Annotated in this window: 17 protein-coding genes; 10 read left to right on the top strand and 7 right to left on the bottom strand. The window is 62.0% G+C overall.

Annotated features, from left to right (window positions below):
* The first annotated feature begins 9 nt into the window (after positions 1-9).
* Positions 10-1,131, top strand: coding sequence for an ABC transporter substrate-binding protein (locus CR492_RS18680; RefSeq protein ID WP_245412168.1), 1,122 nt, complete (start codon positions 10-12; stop codon positions 1,129-1,131).
* On the top strand, positions 1,113-2,096 hold the full coding sequence (locus CR492_RS18675; protein WP_102845240.1) for a PQQ-dependent catabolism-associated beta-propeller protein: 984 nt from the start codon (positions 1,113-1,115) through the stop codon (positions 2,094-2,096). The genes CR492_RS18680 and CR492_RS18675 overlap by 19 nt, the downstream gene beginning before the upstream one ends.
* Before the next feature lie 64 nt (positions 2,097-2,160).
* Here the strand turns inward: CR492_RS18675 and CR492_RS18670 are convergent, their stop codons facing one another.
* The 3 genes from CR492_RS18670 to CR492_RS18660 form a co-directional block, all read right to left on the bottom strand.
* Positions 2,161-2,775, bottom strand: a complete 615-nt coding sequence (locus CR492_RS18670) for a response regulator (protein ID WP_245412167.1) — start codon at positions 2,773-2,775, stop codon at positions 2,161-2,163.
* 448 nt (positions 2,776-3,223) lie between these two features.
* Positions 3,224-4,588, bottom strand: a complete 1,365-nt coding sequence (locus tag CR492_RS18665) for a sensor histidine kinase (RefSeq protein WP_102845238.1) — start codon at positions 4,586-4,588, stop codon at positions 3,224-3,226.
* Positions 4,589-4,974: 386 nt separating this feature from the next.
* Positions 4,975-5,193, bottom strand: a complete 219-nt coding sequence (locus CR492_RS18660) for a hypothetical protein (protein WP_102845237.1) — start codon at positions 5,191-5,193, stop codon at positions 4,975-4,977.
* Positions 5,194-5,412: 219 nt separating this feature from the next.
* Here CR492_RS18660 and CR492_RS18655 point away from each other — a divergent pair, with 219 nt between their 5' ends.
* The 6 genes from CR492_RS18655 (at position 5,413) to CR492_RS18615 (ending at position 14,913) form a co-directional block, all read left to right on the top strand.
* A complete protein-coding gene (locus CR492_RS18655) occupies positions 5,413-9,819 on the top strand; it encodes an efflux RND transporter permease subunit (protein ID WP_348626733.1) in 4,407 nt (1,468 codons plus the stop codon).
* Positions 9,820-10,054: 235 nt separating this feature from the next.
* Positions 10,055-10,783, top strand: coding sequence for a response regulator transcription factor (locus tag CR492_RS18650; protein ID WP_102845235.1), 729 nt, complete (start codon positions 10,055-10,057; stop codon positions 10,781-10,783).
* A 192-nt stretch (positions 10,784-10,975) separates the two neighbouring features.
* Entirely contained in the window at positions 10,976-11,296 is a 321-nt protein-coding gene (locus CR492_RS18645; RefSeq protein ID WP_102845234.1) for a hypothetical protein, read from the top strand.
* A gap of 1,363 nt (positions 11,297-12,659) precedes the next feature.
* Positions 12,660-13,718 carry an FUSC family protein gene (locus CR492_RS18625; protein ID WP_102845230.1) on the top strand — a complete coding sequence of 353 codons (1,059 nt, stop codon included), beginning with the start codon at positions 12,660-12,662 and terminating at the stop codon, positions 13,716-13,718.
* Positions 13,715-13,927 (top strand): DUF1656 domain-containing protein, encoded by a 213-nt coding sequence (locus tag CR492_RS18620; RefSeq protein ID WP_102845229.1) that lies wholly within the window; start codon positions 13,715-13,717, stop codon positions 13,925-13,927. Before CR492_RS18625 ends, CR492_RS18620 begins: the two co-directional genes overlap by 4 nt.
* A gap of 2 nt (positions 13,928-13,929) precedes the next feature.
* Positions 13,930-14,913: an HlyD family secretion protein gene (locus CR492_RS18615; RefSeq protein ID WP_102845228.1), complete on the top strand. Its 984-nt coding sequence runs from the start codon at positions 13,930-13,932 to the stop codon at positions 14,911-14,913.
* A gap of 135 nt (positions 14,914-15,048) precedes the next feature.
* Here CR492_RS18615 and CR492_RS18610 read toward each other — a convergent pair whose 3' ends face one another.
* The 4 genes from CR492_RS18610 to CR492_RS18595 all read right to left on the bottom strand — a co-directional run bounded on the left by CR492_RS18610 (position 15,049) and on the right by CR492_RS18595 (position 21,756).
* Positions 15,049-18,222 carry an efflux RND transporter permease subunit gene (locus tag CR492_RS18610; protein ID WP_102845227.1) on the bottom strand — a complete coding sequence of 1,058 codons (3,174 nt, stop codon included), beginning with the start codon at positions 18,220-18,222 and terminating at the stop codon, positions 15,049-15,051.
* Positions 18,219-19,448: an efflux RND transporter periplasmic adaptor subunit gene (locus CR492_RS18605; protein ID WP_102845226.1), complete on the bottom strand. Its 1,230-nt coding sequence runs from the start codon at positions 19,446-19,448 to the stop codon at positions 18,219-18,221. Before CR492_RS18605 ends, CR492_RS18610 begins: the two co-directional genes overlap by 4 nt.
* A 487-nt stretch (positions 19,449-19,935) precedes the next feature.
* Complete coding sequence (locus CR492_RS18600) at positions 19,936-20,880, bottom strand: AEC family transporter (protein WP_348626732.1); 945 nt, start codon at positions 20,878-20,880, stop codon at positions 19,936-19,938.
* 471 nt (positions 20,881-21,351) lie between these two features.
* Positions 21,352-21,756 (bottom strand): PA2169 family four-helix-bundle protein, encoded by a 405-nt coding sequence (locus tag CR492_RS18595; RefSeq protein ID WP_102845225.1) that lies wholly within the window; start codon positions 21,754-21,756, stop codon positions 21,352-21,354.
* Between the two features lie 390 nt (positions 21,757-22,146).
* Here CR492_RS18595 and CR492_RS18590 point away from each other — a divergent pair, with 390 nt between their 5' ends.
* Positions 22,147-22,761 carry a hypothetical protein gene (locus CR492_RS18590; RefSeq protein WP_146030326.1) on the top strand — a complete coding sequence of 205 codons (615 nt, stop codon included), beginning with the start codon at positions 22,147-22,149 and terminating at the stop codon, positions 22,759-22,761.
* Between the two features lie 169 nt (positions 22,762-22,930).
* Positions 22,931-23,194, top strand: coding sequence for a tyrosine-type recombinase/integrase (locus CR492_RS18585; protein ID WP_245412166.1), 264 nt, complete (start codon positions 22,931-22,933; stop codon positions 23,192-23,194).
* The last annotated feature ends 124 nt before the right edge of the window (positions 23,195-23,318 follow it).

Genomic DNA, 23,318 nt, shown 5'->3' with positions numbered 1-23,318 from the left:
TCGCCTGCTTTGAGAGAGTTGAAAATCCTCTACATCGCGGGCGATTATCCGAAGGCTGAATATCTGTCGCTGTTGCAGAGCCAACCCGACGACGACGGCAAGGCGGGCGCCCTTTTGGCGCTCGATGAGATCAATATCACGGGAAAATTCATCGGATTTTCGTTTGCGATGGACTTTATCGCCCTCAAACGGGGCGCCGATGTCGTGGCGGTGGCAAAGCAGAGTCTTGACAGGGATAGCGTCTTGGTCGCCGATCTCAACGCGCCAGACCTTTTGGCGCTGGCGAATGCGCCGGCCGCTAGGCGCTCGCTTATCTTCGACATCCGCACCAGCGACGACGACTTGCGGCAGGAAAGGTGCGCCCGGAATGTCTTTCACATACTGCCAAGCACGGCGATGCGCGCCGACGCCCTGGGGCAATATCTGGCGAAGAAGGGCTGGCGGCGATGGTTTGTTCTGCAAGGCCCCAGCGTCGAGGACGCCGCCTTTGCCACCGACATTCATCGCGCGGCGTCCCGCTTCGGCGGCAAGATCGTCGAGGCTCGGGCCTATAATTATGATGCGGGATCACGCCGCGTTGACACCGGTTACCAACAGATCGCGACGCAAATGCCGCTCGCGACCGAAGGCGCCCCGGCTCATGACGTGGTGATTGTCGCCGACACGAAGAATCTCTTTGGCGACTATCTTCCTTACAACACATTTGAGCCGCGGCCGATCGTTGGCACGCAGGGTCTATCTCCGGTCGCCTGGCATCCGGCGTTTCAGGAATATTCGGCGTTGCAAATGCAGCACCGCTTTGAACTCGTGGCGCATCGCAAAATGAGCGAGCGCGACTATGCCGCGTGGCTTGCGGTTCGCGCCATCGGCGAGGCGGTCATTCGCTCTGGAAAAACAAGCCCGATCGATCTGGCGGAGTTCATGCGCTCGGACGCGTTCGGCGTCGCAGGTTTCAAGGGGCAGGCTCTAACCTTCCGTCGCTGGGATCAGCAGCTGCGGCAGCCGGTCCTTCTGGCAAGCGCTTTGATGGTCGTCACGATGTCGCCACAGGATGGCTTCCTGCATCCGAAATTCTTCACCGACACCCTCGGTTATGACGAGCCGGAGACGAAATGCCGCTTTGCTCAATAAGGCCTCTTGGCGTCATAGGCGCCTTTGTATGCCTGCTGGCGGCAACCGGCGCAGCCTCGGCCAGCCGGATCTTCGTGAGCAACGAGCGCGATAATACGGTTACCGTCCTTGATGGCGCGAGCCTGTCGACGATCAAGACCATTCCTGTCGGACAACGTCCGCGCGGCATCGTCACGACGCCAGACGGGAGCGAAGTTCTTGTCTGTAATGGCGACTCCGGCGACATAGTGGTCATTGACGTGGATAAGCTCGAAGTTACGCGCACAATCGATGCCGGCCCCGATCCCGAAACGCTGGCGCTGTCGCCAAAGGGAGACATTATTTACGTCTCCAATGAAGATGATTCCATGGTGACAATGCTCGAGCGCGCGAGCGGAAAGGTTCTGGCGAAGGTTCCGGTCGGCATCGAACCCGAAGGCCTCTCTGTCAGCGCCGACGGCAAGACTATTGTCGATGTCTCCGAATCGACCAGCATGGCGCATTTCATCGACGCGTCGGCCCGCAGGGTCGTCGCCAACGTCCTTGTCGATACACGGCCGCGCGTTGCAGAATATACCCACGACGGCAAAGAGGTGTGGGTGACATCGGAGGTCGGCGGAACGGTCGCGATCATTGATTCTGACAAGCATGTGGTCAAGCACAAGATCAACTTCGAAGTGGCTGGCATACGGAAGGAGTTGATCTCGCCCGTAGGCCTTCGGTTTAGTCTTGACGGCAAGCTTGCTTTCGTCGCGCTCGGCCGGGCCAACCGGGTTGCTGTGATCGACGTGGCGAGTTTAAAGGTGTTGAAGTATCTGCTGGTCGGCGACCGCGTCTGGCAGCTTGCGCTGAGCCAGGACGGCAAGACGCTTTATGCTGCAAACGGGCTGACCAATGATCTTTCGGTGATCGACGTCGATAATCTGAAGGTGACACGATCCGTGCCGGTCGGTCGTTTGCCCTGGGGCATCGCGATCAGCCCCTGAAGCGACCCGGGGACGGATGGGATGCGTCTGAAAGGAGCCGCTTCACCCTGCGCGAGACCATTAGCTAAGAGGCGTGCATCTCAACGGCGAGGCGGATCAAATCGCTGGTGCGCTGAACGAGAAGCTTGTGCTTCATCGCCGTGCAAGTGTTGGCGATGGTCTTGTAGGAGACGCCAAGCGTGTCGGCGATTGCGGAAAGGCTTTTGCCTTTGGCGAGAAGCCGCATGATGTCAAGTTCACGCGCTGAAAGCGATTTGGCGGGGTCTTGTGAGCCAAAAACATTGAGTGCGAGATCGGCCGCAAGTTCGCGTTCGATATAGCGGCCGCCGCCCATCACTTGGTGAATCGCTTCGACGAATTCCTCGGCGCTGGCGCCTTTGCTGATATAGCCTTTCGCGCCGGACTGCAGCGCGCGCGCAACGTAGAGGGTCACGGAGTGCATTGAGAAGATGAGCACGCGCGCCCTTGGATCCTCGATCAACAGCCGTTTCAGAAGCTCGAGCCCGCCGGTTCCCGGAAGATTCAGATCGAGAATGACTATATCGGGATGCGTGGAGCGATAAATCGACAAGGCTTCGAGCGCCGTTCCAGCTTCGAGCAGCTCGACAGACTCAACAAAGACCGACAGCAAGCGCCGCACGCCTTCACGGACGACAATGTGATCATCTACAAGCAGCATCTTCATCGCTGGAGCACGCGATTGTCACGGGTCGTCAAGCGAGCGAACTCCGCCCGATGACTTCGACCAGGGAAATGACGACTAACAAACATGCCAGTATCCTTGAGGCGCCGGGGCCAGGTCGGCGTCCCTTATCTTCGGAGAGATAAGACCGGCCACGCCTGCAATTACGACAATGCATACGATATTAGCGACGGCAGCTAATAGTTCAAGTTGCGACGCCTTCGGATTTACTGAAGCTCTATTTTAGCTGGTTTGAAGAGTTTACGCGGGAATATATCTACATCAATTGAATGAACTATTGTCTCTCAATCAGGATAATTCCCATGTGAGCGGTCGCGGCCTGACGTGTGGCGTTCGGCGGATTCCCCCATGATGTCGGGGCCCCAAGGGTTCGCTCGCTGCGTCTGCGCCGCCGCCTAGCAAGGCCGTCAAGCCGTCACGCGGATCATGACGAAGCCGGCAGACGCTGCGAAGCTACAAAGCGGGCGCCGGGGTGATTGTCCGCGACCTTGAGATCAAGCCCGTGCAGGCTGAAGATCGTCGCCGCGAGGTTGAGGCCTAGGCCGGTTCCGGGAATGGAGCGGGCCGATTTCGAACGGTAGAAGCGCTTGAAGATTTCGCCGCTCTCGCTTGGATCGACGCCCGGCCCATTGTCGCAAACGGCGACCTCGGCGCGCCCCGAAACGACAGACGCCGAGACGCACACAACGCCGTTCTCCGGGCCGAATTTCAACGCATTGTCGATGAGATTGGCGACGGCTTCAACGAGTAGATCGTGATCGCCCGAGAGCGGCACGGGACGCCCTGCGTCTAGCGTGAAGGAGATTGATTTTGCCTCCGCGAGCGGCTCATAGAGCTCGAAAGCCGTCGCGCAGACCTCGGCGAGATCGACCGGGACAAATTCGTGCCGTCGGCGCCCGAGCTCTATTTCTGAAATCCGCAACAACGCGGTCACGGTCGTCAGCGCTCGATCGAGTTCGGCGAGGGCGCGGTTTGCCGCCGCGCGCAGATCCTTTTCAGCCGGCGCCGCGAGTCCGCGTTCGAGGCTCATCCGTGTGATCGAGAGCGGCGCGCGCAGATCATGCGCAATGTTGTCGCTGACGCTTTTGATCTGATCGAGGAGGCGGACGATTTCGTCGAGCATCAGATTGACGCCGCTCGCGATGTTGTCGACGTCATCCTTCCATGGGCCGACCGGAAGCCTGTCCTGCAGATCGCCCTGGATAATCCGAAGGATCGCCTCGTTGATGCTGCGAAGGCGTTTCACCGTGCGGAGGCTGAAGATCAGACCGATGATCAACGCCGACAGAATCGTCGGCGCGACGCCGAGCGCGAGGGCGCGAATGACGAGCCGCCGCAGGGCGTAGACCTCATAAAGGCTGCGGCCGATCAGGACGACGCCCCCGTTCGGGCGCTGTCGCGCAGCGAGAAGCGCCGGCTCGGTGCCCGAACCGCCGCCGAGCGGCGCGACTTCGATCGGATGCGGCGCGCCATCGATCGGAAGCCCCTCCGGCAACGCAGCGACATTGCCAAAGACGGACTTTCCCCGCGCGTCGAAAAGCCCGACATAGTCGAGCTTTCGCAGATCGCTCGCAAGGCGGCGCCGCAGCTGGCGCCGCAGTTGATCATCCGGCTCCGCGGCAGCGCGGGCGACCTCGTCTGAAAGCCGCACGCCGACCCTGCGGACATCGAAGGTCGCGACATGCCAGTAGATGAAGACGAAGATGACGGTTGTGGCGGCGGTGACGGCAAAGGCAAAGAGCACCGCGAGCCGGAAGGACGCCGTGCGGAAGAGATCCGAAATGCGCATCGGCGTTACCGTTCCATCCGCGTTCGGCTCGCGGGGAGGGAGGGAACTCCACGCGGGGCCTGTCTCGCCGGCTCCTTCGTGAGCCGGACTGATGGTTTGGAGCATGATATGATGACTCTGGTAAAGAGCTAGCGGTGAAGGGGAGGGAGCGGCGGACCAGAGCGTCGTGAGGCCCGCTGCTCCCAAGATCCGTGGGTTCGTCTCTCTCGCCCGGTCAGAACGGGTAGTAGCGAACACTAAAGAGTCCCATATTCTCCTGCGTCTTGGCGCGGCCCCCGATCTTCTGGAACGAATACTTCTGCGTGAAGGAATATTGCAGTCACCGCGCAACTGGCCGAAGGACCCTTGATAGATCCTTTGCCAGAAGCCGCCGGTGAGCTGGCAAATCAAAAAACCGCAGTGTCCCAGGCGGCTTTTCCCATGATGTCCGGCATGTGATTGAGCGAGATGGCGTTGAGGGAGTTGAACAGGGAGCCGCGAGGGGGCGAAAAATTGTAGACGTGCCGGGAAGCGTCGCCGCCATTGTCCCAACCGCGGTGCAGCCGCCGGAAGTTGTTGTGATTTTCGAACGAAAGAGCTACCCGGTCTGGCCGCTCTTTATGCATAGCCTAGCTTTTCGCGAAAAAATATAAGCTTAAAACAATTTTTATTTATCATAAATGATGTTTTAGAGTTTATTTTGATACGCGGCGTCCAAGTCGCATGCAGATCCCGGAGCTAAAACATAAGTTACTGTTGAGAGCGCTTCGCTAATGTTACGAAAGGATGGGTTCGGAGAGCTCCGCCGGCAGCGTTTGCTATAAGGGGTTGCGTTTCAAAACATGATGATCGGAATTGTAAGGCTGGCGCTGTCGCGTCTTTTGACGTTCGTGGTGATGGCGATCTTGATCGCGATATACGGGGCGCTCGCCATATTGAAGACCCCGACGGATATTTTTCCGAATATCGGCATCCCGGTCGTCAGTGTCATCTGGACCTATAACGGTCTGCCGCCCGACGACATGGCCGGCCGCATCATCTCGAGCTATGAGCGGGCGGTGTCGACGACGGTCAACGACATCGAGCATATCGAGTCGCAATCCTTCGTCACCTACGGGCTGGTGAAAATCTACTTCCAGCCGACGGTCGACGTCAGCGCGGCGCAGGCGCAGGTCACGGCCATTTCGCAGACGATCCTGAAGCAGCTTCCGGCGGGCATCAACCCGCCGCAGATCCTCGTCTACAACGCCTCGAGCGTGCCGATCATTCAGCTCGCGTTGTCGAGCGATTCCCTGCCGGAGGCGCGGCTGAATGATCTGGCGGCCAATTTCATCCGCCCACAGCTTGCGAGCATTCCCGGCGCACAAATGCCCTCGCCCTATGGCGGCGCGGCGCGGCAGGCGCAGATCGACCTCGATCAGAAGGCGCTGCGCGCGCATAATCTTTCGGCCCAGGACATCGTCGACGCGCTGGTGCGGCAAAACATCATCACGCCGGTTGGAACCCAGAAGATCGGCCGCTACGAATATACGATCGACCTCAACGATTCGCCGAAGCGGCTCCGGGAATTCAACGACATTCCGATCAAGGTGGTAAATGGCGCCGTCGTCTTCATGCGCGACGTCGCCTTCGTTCACGACGGCTCGCCGCCGCAGACCAATATCGTGCAGATGGACGGCGCGAAGGGCGTGCTCATCTCGGTCGTCAAGAACGGGTCGGCATCCACCCTCGACATCATCGACGGGGTCAAGAAGGCGCTTCCCGCAATTGAAGCCTCGCTTCCTCCAGGCGTCCGGCTCAAGCTCGTCAACGACCAGTCCGCCTTCGTCAAATCCTCCGTGACGAATGTCGTGAGGGAGGGCGTTATCGCGGCGAGCCTCACCGGCCTCATGATCCTCGTCTTTCTCGGCAGCTGGCGGTCGACGCTGATCATCACCATCTCGATCCCTCTCGCGATCTTGAGCTCCCTCGTCTTCCTGTCGCTGACAGGCCAGACGATCAACGTGATGACTCTCGGCGGTCTCGCCCTCGCCGTCGGCATTCTCGTCGACGACGCGACGGTCACCATCGAAAACATCAACCGGCATCTTCATCGTGGCGATGACATCGAGACGGCCATCGTCGAGGGCGCGCGGGAGATCATGCCGCCCGCTACGGTGTCCCTGCTTTGCATCTGCATCGCTTTCGTCCCGCTGCTCTCGCTTGGCGGCGTCGCCGGCTATCTGTTCCGGCCGCTCGCGCTCGCCGTCGTCTCGGCGATGGTCGCCTCCTATGTCCTCACCTACACGCTGACGCCGACGATGGCGCGCGCGCTGCTGAGCCATGCGGCGTCCGCGCATGGAGACGGAGCGCCGCAATCGCGGTTCGCGCGCGCCCACGCCCGGTTCGAGCATGTTTTCGAGGCCGTGCAATCGCGCTACGCCGCGCTGCTAAGCTGGGCGCTCGTCAATCGCAAGGCGTTCGTCGCCGGCTTCCTGTGCTTTTGCGCCGTCTCCCTGCTTCTCATTCCTTTTCTCGGCCAGGAGTTCTTCCCGGCCGTCGACGCCGGAATCCTGCGCATTCATATGCGCGCGCATGCGGGAACACGGATCGAGGAAACCGCGCGCATCGCCAGCGAGGTCGAACAGGAAATCCGCCAAACGATACCAAAGGACCGGCTTGAGACCATCGTAGACAACATCGGCCTGCCGAACAGCGGCATCAATCTGTCCTATGCAAACTCGGGCACGATCGGCGTGAGCGATGCGGACATACTGGTCACGCTCGCCCCCGGCGAGGAAATGGTTGCGACCTATCAGACCGCTTTGCGACAGCGGTTGCGCGACGCCTTTCCCGGCGTGTCCTTCGCGTTTCTGCCGGGCGACATGGTGACGCAGATTCTGAATTTCGGCGCCCCCGCTCCGATCGACGTGCAGATCGCCGGATTCGACGCCGCAGCCGACAGGGCCTATGCGGAAAAGCTCTTCGCGCGCATCAATCATGTGCCCGGCGCGGTGGACGCGCGCGTTCAGCAAGTCTTCGAGGCGCCGGCGCTTAAGGTCGATTTCAACCGCGATCTCGCCGGAGTCGTCGGGCTGACCGAGCATGACGCATCGACCAGCCTGCAGGATACCCTGTCCGGCAGCAGTCAGAGCACGCCCATCTACTGGCTTAACCCCAAGAACGGCGTCTCCTATCCGGTTTCGATCCAGACGCCGCAGTATGCGATCGACACATTGCCCGGCCTTCAAAACGTGCTTGTCTCGGGACCGACCGACTCGCAACTCCTCGGCGCCGTCGCGACTATCACTCCGGAGCCGACGCCAAGCGTCGTCACCCATTACAATATCCAGCCGACGATCGACATTTACGCCTCGGCCGAAGGCCGCGATCTCGGCGCCGTTAGAGCGGATGTCGAAAAGATCGTCTCGGAAACCCGCGCCGAGGCGCCAAAGGGCGCAACCGTCGTGATCCGCGGCGAGGCAGCCACGATGACGAGCGCCTATCGGCAACTGTTGTTCGGCCTCGGCTTCTCGATTTTGCTGATCTACCTGCTGATCGTCGTCAACTTCCAATCCTGGCTCGATTCGCTGGTCATCATTCTCTCCCTCCCGGCAGCGCTCGCGGGCATCGTCTGGATGTTGTTCATCACGCGGACGCCCCTGTCCGCGCCGGCGCTGACCGGGGCCATCATGTGCATGGGCGTCGCCACCGCCAACAGCATTCTCGTCATCAGCTTCGCCCGTGAGGAGCTTGCGCGCGGCGTCGAGCCGGCGGCGGCTGCGCTTGCGGCCGGAGCCGCGCGATTTCGCCCGGTTCTGATGACGGCTCTCGCCATGATCATTGGCATGACGCCGATGGCGATCGAGCCCGGCCAGAACATGCCGCTTGGGCGCGCCGTCATAGGCGGACTGATGCTCGCGACCTGCGCGACGCTTGTGTTCGCGCCTGTCCTCTTCGCCCTTTTGCGCGCCCCTCGCTCTTCCTCGGCCACAATGGTCGCGAGCGCAGCCTCGGACGCGTTCCGCCTTCTTGAAGGAGATCCAATGCCGTCTTTTGCCGTCGCTCCGCCGTCCTCGAGACGTTTGCGGATTTTGGTCCTTGGCTTTGCGCTCGCCATTGTGGCGGTCGCTGTGTCAGGCGTGATGGTGCGGGCGAAAGGCGAGCAGGAAATCGCCGCGCGCACGGAGGAGCTCGCTGTCCCCCGCGTGCGCCTTGTGACGCCGACGCGCGGTCCAAAGGAGACCGAGCTGACGCTGCCGGGCGACGTCGCCGCCTTCAACACGGGTTCGATCTACGCCCGCGCCAGCGGTTACGTAACCTCCTGGAAGAAGGATATCGGTGACCGCGTCAAAAAGGGCGACGTCCTCGCAACGATCGATTCGCCAGAGGTCGACCAGCAGCTCGTTCAGGCGCGCGCCGTCCTCGTCAGCGCGGAGGCCGACGCCAGGCTCGCCAAGGTCACTTCCGAAAGGTGGAGCAGCCTCGTTGGCCGCAACATCGTGTCGAAGCAGGCGGACGACGAAAAGCAGGGCGCGCTCGCCGCCAGGAATGCGGCCGTCGAAGCCGCGCAGGCGAACGTCGCGCGGCTCGAGGCGCTGGCCTCCTTCGAGCAGCTCGAGGCGCCGTTCGACGGCGTCGTGACGGCGCGCGCTGTCGAGATAGGCGATCTTGTCGACTCCGGCCAGAAATCCGGCCAGCCCTTGTTCAAGGTCTCGGACATCCATGCGATGCGCATCTATGTCAAAGTGCCGCAGGCCTATATCGGCGTCATGGAGGCGGGGCTTAAAGCGACCCTCGACCTGCCGGGGCGGCAGCAAACATTCGAGGCGCGCCTCGTTTCAACCTCGGACGCAATCACGAAAAGCTCCCGCACCGCGCTTGTCGAGCTTGAAGCGCCAAACCCTGACGGCAAGCTTTGGCCGGGCGCCTTCGTCGAGGCTCATTTTCATCTGCCGGGCGATCCCCGCGCCCTGCGCGTGCCGGCGACGGCGCTCATCTTCGGCCCGCACGGAATGAGCGTCGCCACCGCCGGACCAGATGAAAAGGTCGTGATCAAGCCGGTGCAACTTGGCCGCAATCTCGGCGAAGACGTCGAGGTGAGATCGGGAATTGGCCCTTCCGACCGGATCATCGACAGTCCGCAGGAGACGCTCGTCGCGGGCGACCTTGTTCGCCCTGTAGAAACTGCCGATGCGTCTCCCGCGCGGCCTGACGCGAACAGCTTGAAGATCGCCCCGTCCGACTCTTTGGTGCGTGAGGGGAGATTATGAACGGCAAGGACGGCGCCTCGAGGAGCCATCGGCGCGGCGCTTCGCACAGCCTCGCTCAAGCGATTTTTACTTCAGCGGGCCTCAAATCGGCCCAATGTGACGGATCAGTGAATGTGCGGCGATGCGTGAAATCGGGCGCCTAACCACGGCTGGCAATCTTAGCGGCGGCAAGAAGGCCGATCTCGACAACGCGGGTCTCGCTCATGCGGAGAGTTGAGAGAAAGTGGAAAGAGGCATGGAGACGGAAATCAAGGCTGAAGCGCCCTCAGAAAATCCGGCGCGCCGGCAAAGGCCCATACTGATCGTCGAGGACGAATCCTTTGTCGCCAAGGCTATTGAGGACGAACTCCGGGCGAACGGTTATGAGGCCGTCTCTGTCAGCACAGCCGAGGACGGGTTTGAGGCGGCGCGCGCGCTGGACCCGATGTTGATTATCGCGGATCGCATGTTGGCAGGCGTCGATAGCGTCTCGATAATCGAACGGCTGCGGCGAGACGACGCCCATCTGCCTGTCCTTTTCGTGAGCGGGCTCACTGCGGTCGACGAGCGCATTCGCGCGCTCAAGGCGGGCGGCGATGATTATATGACGAAGCCTTTCGCCCTCGGAGAACTCGCCGCCCGCGTCGAAGCGTTGCTGCGCCGGAGCCAGAGCGTGCAGGAGAGGGCGCTCGTTGTCGGGCCGCTCTCACTCGATCGAATTACACGCATGGCGCAGCGGGGCGCGCGGGCTATCGCGCTTCTGCCGGCCGAATTCAAGCTGCTTGAATATATGATGCGTCACGTCGGTCAGGTCCTCACGCGCGCCATGCTGCTCGAGGACGTCTGGGGTTACCGTTCGCTTCCCAACACCAATCTCATCGACGTGCACATCGGAAAGCTGCGCCGCAAAATCGACGCCGATGGCGAGACGCCGCTCATTCACAGCGTGCGCGGCGCGGGGTTCACGCTGCAATGTCGTCAGTAGTCGCGGAAAGCGCAATCTTTGCGTCGGCGGAGCGGAGAGAAGGCATTTTAAATTAGTATTTAATCCGGCTGCGCAGATTCTAAATCATCGTTTATACTATACTTGTTTTAAAAGCAGACTGTCAGATCTATATTCAAAGCATTCAGAACCGCGGGAAAGATATCCTTGAGCGGGTCGTTAAAGGAGCATTCCATGCATAGTCTCAATGCGCGCCGCCTTCGCGGCGGGGCCTTGTGCGCGGCCGTGATCGCCCTGGTCGTTGGCGTCGCGGGCTCGGCAGGCGCTACCGAAGCCGACGGCCATCACGCGGCGAAGGCGCGCCACCATACAGCCCAATCGATCAAACCGAATGAATGGTACGGCCTTGCCTCAAGCGGCGTCGACTCAGGTGGGGCGGGAGCCAGCCTCTCACGGATTGACCGCGCCAATTATGACCATTCGGGAACACGGGGAAGAGAAGGTCTCGGAGAGAGTCCTTTCTACCCTGAAGGCCCGGGCAATGTGAGCGACTAACGAAACCTCGGTCTTTGGGGCGCGCGCTGTTGGCCCCCCGCGCGCTCCATGCCAGGCGGTCTCGCCCTCCGATGAGATCGCCTGGCGCCCCCGCATACACAAGCCTTAAACAACGCTTGCGTTGCTGCACGCGGCGCATGACCGGAATATTCCCATGCCGAAGATGTTCAACCGCGCGGGCGCCACTCTGCTTTGCGCCGCGCTTTGCACGAGCATCCAGCCGGCGGCGGCATGTCAGACCACGCACAGTCACAGCGCGCGCTGGCGCCGAAATAGCGTCGGTCGCGAAACCCTTTCGGCACGGCGGCCGCCCACGCCAGCGGCGCCCGACTGGACGGTTCAATATGGCGAGATCAAAGGCGGCGCCAGCGGCAGCCTCGGCGCGATGCTCGAGGGTAGAAACCCCGCGAATCAGCTTCCATAGTTTGCGAAGAATGGCGGGGAAACACTGCGCATCAAAGTTGTGGATCACGCTTGCGAGCATGGCCGCAGACAAAGGCGCGCGCGCGCAGCCGCTTTTCGCGGCCCCTGCAAAACGGGGGGCGTTCGGCTTGCGATCCGCGTTTCTTGCGGCATGGCTCACGGCGATCGCAGCTGCGCTTTGCTCGGGCGAGACACAGGCTAGCGGCCTGCAACGGAATGGCGCGGTCGCCTGCGGGCGCCATCTTCGGGCCTGCAACGATCCGCTGGACGCCAATCGCTGGGCGGAAACGCCGCCCCATCTGCGGCCCTGCTTTTCCCGCGACGATTGCGACCGCAAGGCCTTCGATGAATCCGGAACTCGCGGTCGTATGGGCCTTGGCGCGGATCCCGCCCACCCCGAAGGTCCCGGCAACTTCTCAGACTGAGCGGCTGACCCCGGCGGAGCCATAGCCAAGGCCCGCGCCGCCGATCACACGCAGACGGATCGGGGGCAACGCCGCTTGCCTCCGTCAATCCCTGCGACAGGATCTTTGAACGCCCCAGGGATCGAATGAATGACCGCGGGATTCCATTGGCGAGCCAAATGGAGTCGATGCGGAATGTATTCGATGTGGACGTCGCGGCCTTCGATTCCGCGCGCACGGACCTATCAGAGCAGTTCGCCATCGCCTTGTTCCATCCTCCGCACCAGAGATGCGGAGGCGACCCGGGGAAAGTGCCGCTCGACTATTCCCGGCAACCGCTGGCGAAGACTTCCTGCCAAGCTGACGCCATCCTCGACGCTGCGGCAATCATGCCGAGATCGAGACAATGCATGCCTAAGAGGAGTTGATCCAAGCATCGCACTATTGACGCGAAGCGCTCTTCGCTTTCATCTCGTAATGCGGCGCCTAAGTTTGGCCAAAGCTCCAGCGGTGCGGGCCGTTATCAGAGGATCGGCTTGACGAGAGGATCGAACATCGCTGAAAAGCCGACATTAGCGGCGCAATTTGGCGCCTCGGGCGCGCTTTTTGGTCTGCGCACGACGGCGGCGGCTCTGGCGGCGCTCTGGCTTGGCATGTGGCTGCAGTTCGACACGCCGCGCTGGGCAGCCTGGACCGCGATGGCGCTCGCCTTGCCGACGCGCGGTCTCGTCGCGACAAAGGGAATGTGGCGGGCAGGCGGCACCATCCTCGGCCTGGCGGCAGGCCTGGCCGGCGTCGCGATCTTCTCCCAGAGCGCGATCGCCATGGGTCTTTTCCTCGCGGCATGGTTCGCGTTCAACGCCTATGTGGGCGGCCGCCTTCCTGGCTTCGCCGCCTATGGCGCTGCTCTATCCGGGCTCACCACCGGCCTTGTGGTGGTGCTGAGCGAGGCCAGTCCGCTAACGATCTTCAACATCTCCGTCGCGCGCGCCGCCGATATTCTACTTGGTCTCGCCTGCGCCTATGTTGCGAGCGCCTTCGCCGAGATGCTGCAGGGCCCTCGACCTGCAACCGCAGCCAGGCCTGCCCCAGCCCCGAATCTGGCGCAGGTTGCAGGCAACACCGTACGCGTCTTTGTGGCGGTGGGCCTCGCCTGGTTCATATGGATGGCCACCGCCTGGCCTTCAGGCGGGCTTTTTGCGGTTTTTGCCGGCGTCGTCGCGCTTTTCCTTGGCACATTGCCGGATCCCGACCGTCGCTCGGCGGACTATCTCTGGGGCGTCATCCTGGGACAGTTCCTCGGCATCTTCGTCAAATATGCGTTGCTCAACGCGCCCTCTTCGTTCGGGCTGCTCGCGGCGATCCTCGCTCCCTTCCTCTTTATTGGCGCGGTCGGGATGACCGATCAGCGTACGGCCGGGACGGCGGTCGGCTATAATCTGTCCTTCCTGCTTGCGGTCGATCCCGCCAATCCGATGCAATATGACCTCGCCGCCTCGCTCAACGAGGCCGCCGCGATCTTCGCCGGCATCGCTTTCGGCATGGCGGCCTATCGCATCGTGCTCCCCGAGCGCATCTGGAGGGCCGCCCGATGATATTTCCGCTGCGCGAGATCGACGTGATGGGCGTGTTCATATCCCCCTTTGCGCTTTGTCTGCCGATCGCCTTTGTCGCCACGCTCGGGGCGCTTGCCATTGTTCATCGCACGCGCGGCGTAGCTCTTCTGGCGCGCTCGCCGGCGATGGAGCTTGCCGTGTTCATAGGGCTCCTGTCGGGGCTCGTTCTCCTGCTTGGGCGCATCTAGCCATGTCGGAAATCCCGCCAAAAAACATCGCTACGCCGACAAGCGCTCAAAGCGCGGCGTCGCCCGTCCCGGCCACCCCCTCCGCCTTTGGCCTGTTCACTGTTTTTGTCGTGCTGGCTGGGGCAGTCGTGCTGGGCTGGCTCGCCTGGCGCTATTATTTCGATACGCCATGGACGCGCGACGCGACCGTACGCGTCTATACGGCGCAAGTGGCGCCACAGGTATCTGGCCAGGTCACGGCGGTGCTCGTCGGCGATAACCAGAGGATCAAAAAAGGCGATCTGCTGTTTCGCATCGATGATCGCGACTATCTCATCGCGGCGCGCCGCGCCGAGACAGCGCTTGCTCGGGCGCAGGCCCAGATGGTCAACAGTCAGGCTGAGGCGGCGCGGCGCGATGAGCTCAGCGACGCCGCCGTCAGTCCAGAGGTCCGCCAGACATTCGAGAGCGAAGCAGAGATCGCCAAGGCCGCCTATGACAGCGCGATGGTCGATCTCGACAATGCGAGGCTAAATCTGAACCGCGTCGAGGTTCGTTCGCCCGTCAATGGCTATGTGACCAATCTGCTCCTGCAGACCGGAACCTATGCGACGATCGGACAGGCGGCGATGACGCTCGTCGATTCAGACAGCTACTGGGTCTCGGGCTATTTCGAGGAGACCCAGATTGCGCGCATCCGCCCCGGTGATCCGGCCGAAATCATCCTCATGGGCTTTCCCGATCAACCCATTGAGGGGCGTGTCGAGAGCCTCGCCCGCGGCATCATGGATCCGAACGCCACGCCGGGCGTCGCCGGTCTGCCGGCGGTCAATCCCGTGTTCACCTGGGTGCGTCTTGCCCAGCGCATTCCGGTCCGCATCACCTTCGACGCGGCGCCGAAGGGCGTGCATCTTGCAGCCGGCATGACCGCGACGGTGCATGTGCTTGCGCAGCCCCGTCCTGACGCTGGCACTGCTAGCGCGCCCGTGATGGAGTCTGCGCGCTGACGCTATTAATTGGCTCCGCCGCTCGGGCCCGCGCTGAGTTTCATGGATCATCTCCAGGTTTGGCGTTGGCGCCATGCCGCGGATGCCAATTGCAACAAACCGCTCGACAAACAATCAGGACAGGCCTGAAGAAATTCAACTGGCTTGTCCTCCGGGCGCGGCATTCGCCGCTCGCGACGAAGCTGTGGGCGGCCTGGGGTCTTGTTTGCTTGCGGCCGCGGGGTCAGCGCGGCCCTTCCTCCCACGACTCAGCGCCGCGCCGAGCTTGTCCATGTAGATGTAGACGACAGGCGTCGTGAAGAGCGTCAGAGCCTGTGACACGAGAAGCCCGCCGACGATGGCATAGCCAAGCGGCTGGCGGATTTCGGAGCCTGTGCCCGTCCCGAGCATCAGCGGGATGCCGCCTAAAAGCGCGCACATGGTCGTCATCAGGATCGGCCGGAAGCGCAGGCGGGCGGCCTCATGGGCGGCGTCTTCGGCGGAAAGGCCGCGCGTGCGCTGCGCTTCGAGCGCGACATCAACCAGCATGATGCCGTTCTTTTTCACAATGCCGATGAGAAGCATGATGCCGATGATGCCGATGACGTCGAGCGGGCGGCCGACCAGCGCCAATGTGGCGAGCGCGCCAAGGCCAGCCGACGGCAAGGTCGAAAGGATAGTCAGGGGATGGATAGCGCTCTCATAGAGCATGCCAAGGATGATATAGACGGCAAAGAGCGCAGCGAGGATCAGCGGCGGCGTGCTTCCCAGCGAGTTCTGGAACGCTTGCGCATTGCCGGAAAAGCCGGCCGCAATCGAGCGGGGCATGTGAAGCGCGGCGTTTGCCGCCTCAACCGCCGCAACCGCAGCGCCGATCGTCGCGCCCGGCGCCAGGTTGAAGCTGAGCGTCACTGAAGGGAACTGATTTTGATGATTGATGGCGATCGGCGCGACGCCTGAGGTCAGGCGCGCGATCTGGCGCAGCGGCGTCATCGTATTATTCTGCGTGCGGATGTAGATTCGCTCCAGCGCGTTTGGCCCGAGCTGATAGCGCGGATCGACTTCAAGAATGACATAATATTGGTTCAGCGCGGTATAAATGCGCGCCACATGCCGCTGGCCGAAAGCGTCGTAGAGCGTCGAATCCACCGTCGCCGGATCGATGCCAAGGCGCGCGGCCGCGGTGCGGTCTATCTCGACATTCAGCGTCCGGCCAGCGGATTGCTGATCGGTCGCGACCGACGCCAGTTCGGGAAGCGTCTTCAATCTTTCAAAGAGCAGCGGCGCGTAGCGGGTCAGCTCGTCGCTGTCGACGCCGGTCAGCGTGTACTGGTATTGCGTCTTTGAAATACGTCCGCCGATGTTGATGTCCTGAGCCGCCTGCATGTAGAGAACCATGCCCTGAACCTGCTGCATCGCCACGCTTAGCCGGGCAATGATCTGGTCGGCTGTCACGTCCCGTTCGCCTTTGGGCTTCAGGGTGATGAAGACGCGTCCGTCATTCTCGGTCACGGTCGGCCCGCCCGGCCCGATGTAGCCGACGGCCGAGGCCACGGCGGAATCGCTGGCGGCAATCTCCAGAATGGCTTTCAGCCTCTGCTTCATGCCATCGGGCGAGACATCCTGCGCGCCTTCGCTGACGCCAATGATCAACCCCGTGTCCTGTTGCGGGAAGAAGCCTTTCGGGATGACAATGAACAGCGCCACTGTAGCAGCCACCGTTGCAAGCATCACAGCGAGGGTGACGCGACGATGGCGTAAGGCGACCACAAGGGCGCGATCGTAGACCGCATTCAGCCAGACGAAGAAATGTTCAAGTCCGCGCGACGCCCAATTTTCTTTTGCCGCAGCGGCGGCCGGCAGGAGGCTTGCGCAGAGCATGGGCGTCAGCGTCAGAGAAACGGCCACCGACACAAGGATCGACACGGCGACCGTCACCGCAAATTCGCGAAACAGCAGGCCGACGACGCCGCCCATCAAAAATAGCGGAATGAACACCGCCACAAGCGAGATCGAGATCGACAGGATCGTGAAGCCGATCTCGCCGGCGCCGTCGAGGGCCGCCTGCATCGGCGAGGCGCCCCCCTCGATGTGGCGCACGATGTTCTCGACCATCACGATGGCGTCGTCGACGACGAAGCCGACGGCGATGGTGAGCGCCATGAGCGAGAGATTGTCGAGGCTGAAGCCCAGCACATACATCACAGCAAATGTGCCGACGATGGAGATAGGAACAGAAATTGCGGGAATGACGGTCGCCCAGAGCCTGCGCAAAAACACCGCAATGACCATGACCACAAGGCCGATGGTAAGCAAAAGCGTGAAGCGAACGTCGTTGATGCTCGCCGCGATGGTCTGTGTGCGGTCGGAGACGATTTTCACGTCGATCGAGGGCGGCAGCGAAGCCTGCAGCCGCGGCAGGCTTTTCTTGATCGCCTCGACGGTCGCCATGACATTGGCGCCGGGCTCGCGCTGCACGGCGAGCAGAACGGCGGGCTTTTCGTTCAGCCAGCCAGCCAGCGTCGTGTCCTGCGGCGCCTTGATCGCGCGCCCGATGTCGCGCACGCGGATCGGCGCGCCATCGCGGTAGGCCACAATCGTGTCGGCGAAACCTTCCGCTGTGGTCAGCTGGTCGTTGGTCTGTAGCGCCACCGCCTGCTGGCCGCCGTAAAGCTGGCCCTTGGCCTGGTCCACGGTGACGGCGGCAAGCGCCGTCCGGACGGACTCGAAATCGAGATTGGCCGCGGCGAGCTGGGCCGGATTGACCTGAATGCGGATCGCCGGATTGACGAGGCCGCCGACGCCGACAAGACCCACCCCGGGGACTTGCGACAGTTTTTGCGCCAGAATGGAATTGGCGTAGTCGCTGACGGTCATGATCGGCAGGACGTCAGAGGTCAGTGCGATCAGCAGGATCGGCGTATCGGCGGGATTGATCTTGCGATAGGTCGGCGTGCTGAGAAGCGTCGCGGGCAGCAGCCCCTGCGTCGCCGAAATGGCCGCCTGTACGTCGGTCGCTGCGGCGTCGATGCTGCGGCTGCGATCGAATTGAAGCGTCACCTGCGTCAGGCCGGCGCCGCTGCTTGAGGTCATCTGGCTGACGCCGGCAATCTGGCCGAACTGCCGCTCGAGCTGGGTCGCGACCGAGGACGCCATCGTGCCGGGGTCCGCGCCGGGCAATTGGGCGGTGACCTGAATCGTCGGAGAGTCGATATTCGGGAGCGCCGCAACCGGCAGCAGGACATAGCCGATTGCGCCGAGGGCGACGATGGCGACCATCAGGAGCGTGGTCGCAATTGGACGTCTGATGAAGCCGGAGGAAAGATTCATGGCAGCATTCCAGCGCTCGCCGTCGAGGCGTTTTGAACCTCTCCCGGCGCCGATGGCGTGACCTCGGCTCCAGGCAGCAGCCGATACTGGCCCTGAACCACGACGCTCTGGCCGGCGGAAAGTCCCTTCGTGATCAGCGCGACGCCGCGCACCCGCTGGCCGAGTTCGACGGGCTGGATCGAGACCTTGCGATCCGGGCCGACGACATAGACGAACGCGCCCTGGTCATTCTGCTGGATGGCGTCGGTCGGGATCGTCAGCGCGTCCTTCACAATCGATGTCGTGATCTCGGCGTTGACGAAGGCGCCGGGCCAGAGCTGCCGCTGCGCGTTTGGAAAAGTCGCCTTCATTTGGACCGTGCCGGAGTTGGGCGCGGCGACATTGTTGATGAGCAGCAATGTTCCGGCATCAAGCCGCTTTGTACCGCTCTGATTGTAAACGGTCGCGGTCACCGGCCCGCGGGCAAGCGCGGTCTGGACCGCGGGAATATCTTCAACAGGCAGCGTAAACAGCACGCTGATCGGCTGGACTTGCGTCAGCGTCACGATTCCAGTCGGGTCCGCCGGATGAATGACATTGCCGATATCGATCATCCGCACGCCTGTCACGCCATCGAAGGGCGCGCGCAGGGTGGCGTAATCGAGTTCGATCCCGGCCGCCTCGACCGCCGCCTGATCCGCTTTCAGCGTGCTTTGCAGCTGGCTGACCCTGGCCGACAGATCCGTGACCGCCTGATTGGTGGCAAAGCCACGCTGCAGCAGCGGTTCGTCGCGCCCGAGATTCGTTTGCGTATTGGCAAGCTGCGCCTGATCGCGGCCAAGCTGCGCCTCGGCCTGATCGAGCCGGGCCTGAAACAGGCGCGGATCGATCTGCGCCAGCACATCGCCGCGTTTGACCGATTGGCCCTCGATAAAGCCGACGCTCTCCAGCACGCCCGTGACCTGGCTGCGGATCGTCGCCGTGTTGAAAGCTTGGACAATGCCAAGGCCGGTCAGGATGACGGGCGCGTCCTGCCGCTGCACAAGGGCGGTGACGACCGGGACCGGCGCTGGGGCCGCCGCCGCCCGGGGCTTCGGCGCAATAGCAAAATGCACGGCGGCCGCGAGCCCAAGGAACGCGCCGCCAAATCCCGCAACGGCCAGCAACGCTTTTGCTTTCGACCAGCGGCCGGCGCTTCCAGATGCCGCCTTTTGCGGACCGCCAGCGGAAGGATTGGCCGTGGACATGGAATGCTCCCTTCTGGCCCAGTCGGATCGCGCGACCGGGGAGGTGCCTCAAGGCTTTGTTTGATCCTGAATTCGATACGAAACCGCATCTGGATCTGAAAAGCATCCTCGTAGCGCGACAGCTGAATAGCTGTCCCCGAACATCAGGTGGAATGAACCACGAGGTCGTGGACGCTCTGTTGCAGAACATCCACTTGGCGACGTTGGCGCGCTTTCGAGGCGAAGTCGAGAATACGAAAGTATGAGGCCTTGCCTGCGGCCGGCAGGGCTTCGCCAGGCGCGCGACGGCGTTGGCGGAGCGCGCGAACGGGACATAGGCTTTGATCGATTGATCTGATCGGGCGCGCCGCCGGATTCGCCGCTTCCAGCGCGGCGCTATCATCGCCAGGCGCAACATCGGCGCGCCGCCAAACACATCACGGATCGACGAAACTTCGTGCCGCAGTCCATGGCCACAACAGTGGATCGCAATGCTCTTCGAAGAGCGTCAAGGATAGAGGACCGCGATTGCGATCGCCATCGTCACGATGCTGAACACGGTGCTGGCGAACACCATCGATCCGATCGCCGCGGAGTCGAGGCGGTAGCTGACCGCAAACAGGATGCCGAAAAAACCGGACGGCACGGCAGCCATCAGGATCGCGATCTTGGCTGTCTCTGGAGCGACCGGAAGGGCAAAGACGACCGCGACCGTCAGCAGCGGCCGAACGATATCGGCCACGAAAGTCGCCGCGATGATTTTCCAGTCCAGGCGGAAGGGTTGCGACGATAGGACGAGCCCAGTAAGGAAAAGCGCAACGCCCGGGGCGGCGCGGCCGATCAGCATGAGGCATTCCTTTGCGACCGCGTCGAGCTTGAACCCGGATAAAGCAAAGACGATGCCGAGAGCCGGCGCCAAAACGATGGGCTTGGTCATCGCCCGGCGCAACGCTCTGAGCGTACGCGCAATGGGCTTCTCGGCGGGGTTCTTCTGGCCGCCGCTCATCTCGACGATGAGCAGGCTCAATGGACTGACGATGATCGAGCCGGACGCCAGCGCGACAGCCACGGGAACCATTCCCGATGGCCCAAGCAACGACGCTGCGATCGGCAGGCCGACCCCCGCCAGATTGGGAAACGAAATGGTGAGCGCCTGTAGCGAAGCGTCAGCCCTGGTGGCCTGCCAGAGCCAACGCGCGAGGACGTACCAGGCGAGGTGAACGGTCAGCATGACGAGGCCCAGGATGGCGAACAGAGGGGCCTGCGCGAGCAGTTCTTCGCGCGGAGCCGACGCAGTCGCCACAAACAGCGCCGCAGGCAGAGCGAAGTTCATGACCAGCACGTTGAGACTGTCGACGTTGCCGTTGTCCACCACGCGCAGCCGGCCAGCGCAGTAGCCGCCGGCCAGCACGAAGAAATTTGGCGCAAGCACGAGAATAATGGTCGCCGCCATCAGTTCATTCCATTTTCGCAGGCGTGGACGAAAGGCGCGATCGCAAGGAGGTCCTTCGCGTCGCTCCGACCAAGCCATCGTATCGTGAAGCTCTCGTGCACGCACCCGCTCTCGGCCCGGCATCCGGACCCGTTTGGGAAGCGCCGGACCAGTTCGGCAGGGAATCCCGGCGAGGCGGTGATCGAGGCCTGGCCCCAAGAGCAGGGCGCGCGCCGACCGCCTTCGCACTACGAGCGGGTGGGCATTCGCGCTGCGATCATCGGAAGCCGAGAAGCGTGTGTGGTAATCTGATGTTGAGTACGATCATAGCGTCCGCCGTCTGCGCCAACTCGCCTTGCAGGATACCGACGATGCGCGGCAGCGCCGGGAGCGAGTCTTATCGGATACGCAAGGTCAGAGTAGTATCGCTATGCTTCGTGCCGAAAGAGCGTGCTAGCTGGCGAGGCGGCTGGCTTGACGATGTCCAGCAAATTACGCTGCGTCTTGAAGATTGCGGATGCGGTCGTGATTTTCTGAAACGACCTTATAGTGCCGTTCAAGTATCGCCTTCACATCAAGAGGCAAATCCACGTCGAGCGCTGCTTCGTAGCCGTGCTTTGCTATTTGCTGGTGACGCTCGCATTCATCGAGGATGGAGCGATCGTCCATGCCGACTGCGCCATTTACGGATCCGGCGGAACGCGGTTGGCCGCCCAGGCTGCGGATTTTCGTTGTCAGTTGCCGGGCGCCCACGGCGCATCCATCTGCCGCGGCCTCAAGAATGCGTTTGACGTCAACGTTTGCGGCGCTTTGGGCGCATGTCCGGAACCGGCGTTCTCCTCCCGTCGACGTCTGGAGCAAATCGTTCAACGTCAAAAGCACTTTGCACTTGTCCATGAGCAATTCCTTCGGCCGCGCCTGAAGAATTGGGGGAACGCATCTTTAGCAATCGGAGCGGCGCCTCGCCGACGCATCTTGGGAATCGAAGAATGTCCATGCTCATGTGGCTAGGGTGAGGCGGTTAAGGGAGGGTCGCTCGCCCAGGCAGCGTCGGCATGATCAAGCGGGTCGCGTCGAAAGCGAGAGCTAACGACTTGATTTGCTTGGCGCTCCCTAGGGGAATCGAACCACTGTTTCGCCGTGAGAGAGGCGTAACATGCATTTCCGCGCATGACAAGGAATGGCCGCGCCTCATATAACTAGTTGATAATACTACAGATAAGTACTTGCTAGTTCGCGGCGGTTCGCTTGCACCTTTTCCGTACAAATTCCGTACGGATAAATGCCATGCCGAGATCCATTCGCAATCCCAAAATGGACACGCGAAACGCGCGGCTGAAACTCGTCGAGCGGCGTGAGCCCTATTGGACTGTCATATCGGCCGGCTGTGCGATCGGATATCGCCGGGGAAGCAACGGCGGCACATGGATCGCGCGCCTGCGCTCGGACGAAGGCAAACAAATTTATAAATCGATCGGCGCGGCGGATGATGCGGGGGATGCTGACGGGCTGAATTGCTTTTCCTTTGCTCAGGCTAAGGAACGAGCCCGGAGCTTTTTTGGGCAAAAAACACGAGAACTCGCGGGCGAGGGCGAGCCGCATGCCGGGCGTTACACTGTCGAGGCGGCCCTGCTGGACTATCTCCAAGCACGAGAGCGAAGAGGGTCTAAAGGCGTGCGAGCGGACAGCTACGCCGCGAAGGCCAGGATCATCCCAGAGCTCGGGGCGATCGAGATCTCAAAACTTACGACCAAGCGAATTCGGGATTGGCACGAGCAATTGGCGTCCTCGGCCAAATTCGTCAGGACACGCAAAGGAGCTGCAGAGCAGGCGACGAATTCTTTCGCGGACGGTAACCAAGAGGGGGGCGCCGTCGCCGCTCAACGGCGAATCGCGTGCTGACGGTCCTAAAGGCAGGGCTGAACCATGCGTATCAAGACGGGAAAGCCACCACGGATGAGGCCTGGCGCAAGGTCAAACCATTTCGTGAGGCAGATGCCGCGGAGTCCATTATCTTAACGGCGAAGAGCGCCAGCATCTCATAGACGCGACGCATGGCGGCTTTCGCGACTTGATTCGCGGCGCGCTTTTCACCGGATGTCGATATGGTGAGCTGATTCGACTTCGGGTTGCGGATTTTGACGCCCCCAATGGAACGCTGGCGGTCAAGATTTCAAAATCGGGGAAACCACGTCATGTCGTCCTCGCCGACGAGGGCCGCCGCTTCTTTGAAGAACGAATTCTAGAAAGGCCGCAGCAAGCGTTGATTTTCCTGAGAGATGACGGCGCACCCTGGGCGCAAAGCCACCAGCAGCGGCCGCTTGCCAAGGCCTGAGGGTCCCCCGATTTCTGATCCAGGCTGATGGAGAGTATCCGGCGTTCATTCGGCCGCTTGAGCGGCCGTGACAGCAGCATATTCGACCGGCGTCAGCCAGCCAAGAGACGTGTGAGGACGGCTC

Origin of the sequence: Methylocella silvestris, assembly GCF_002891535.1 — a bacterium.
GTDB lineage: Bacteria > Pseudomonadota > Alphaproteobacteria > Rhizobiales > Beijerinckiaceae > Methylocapsa > Methylocapsa silvestris_A.
The sequence above is the reverse complement of the archived record's forward strand: the minus strand, read 5'-3'. Positions and strand labels throughout refer to the sequence as shown.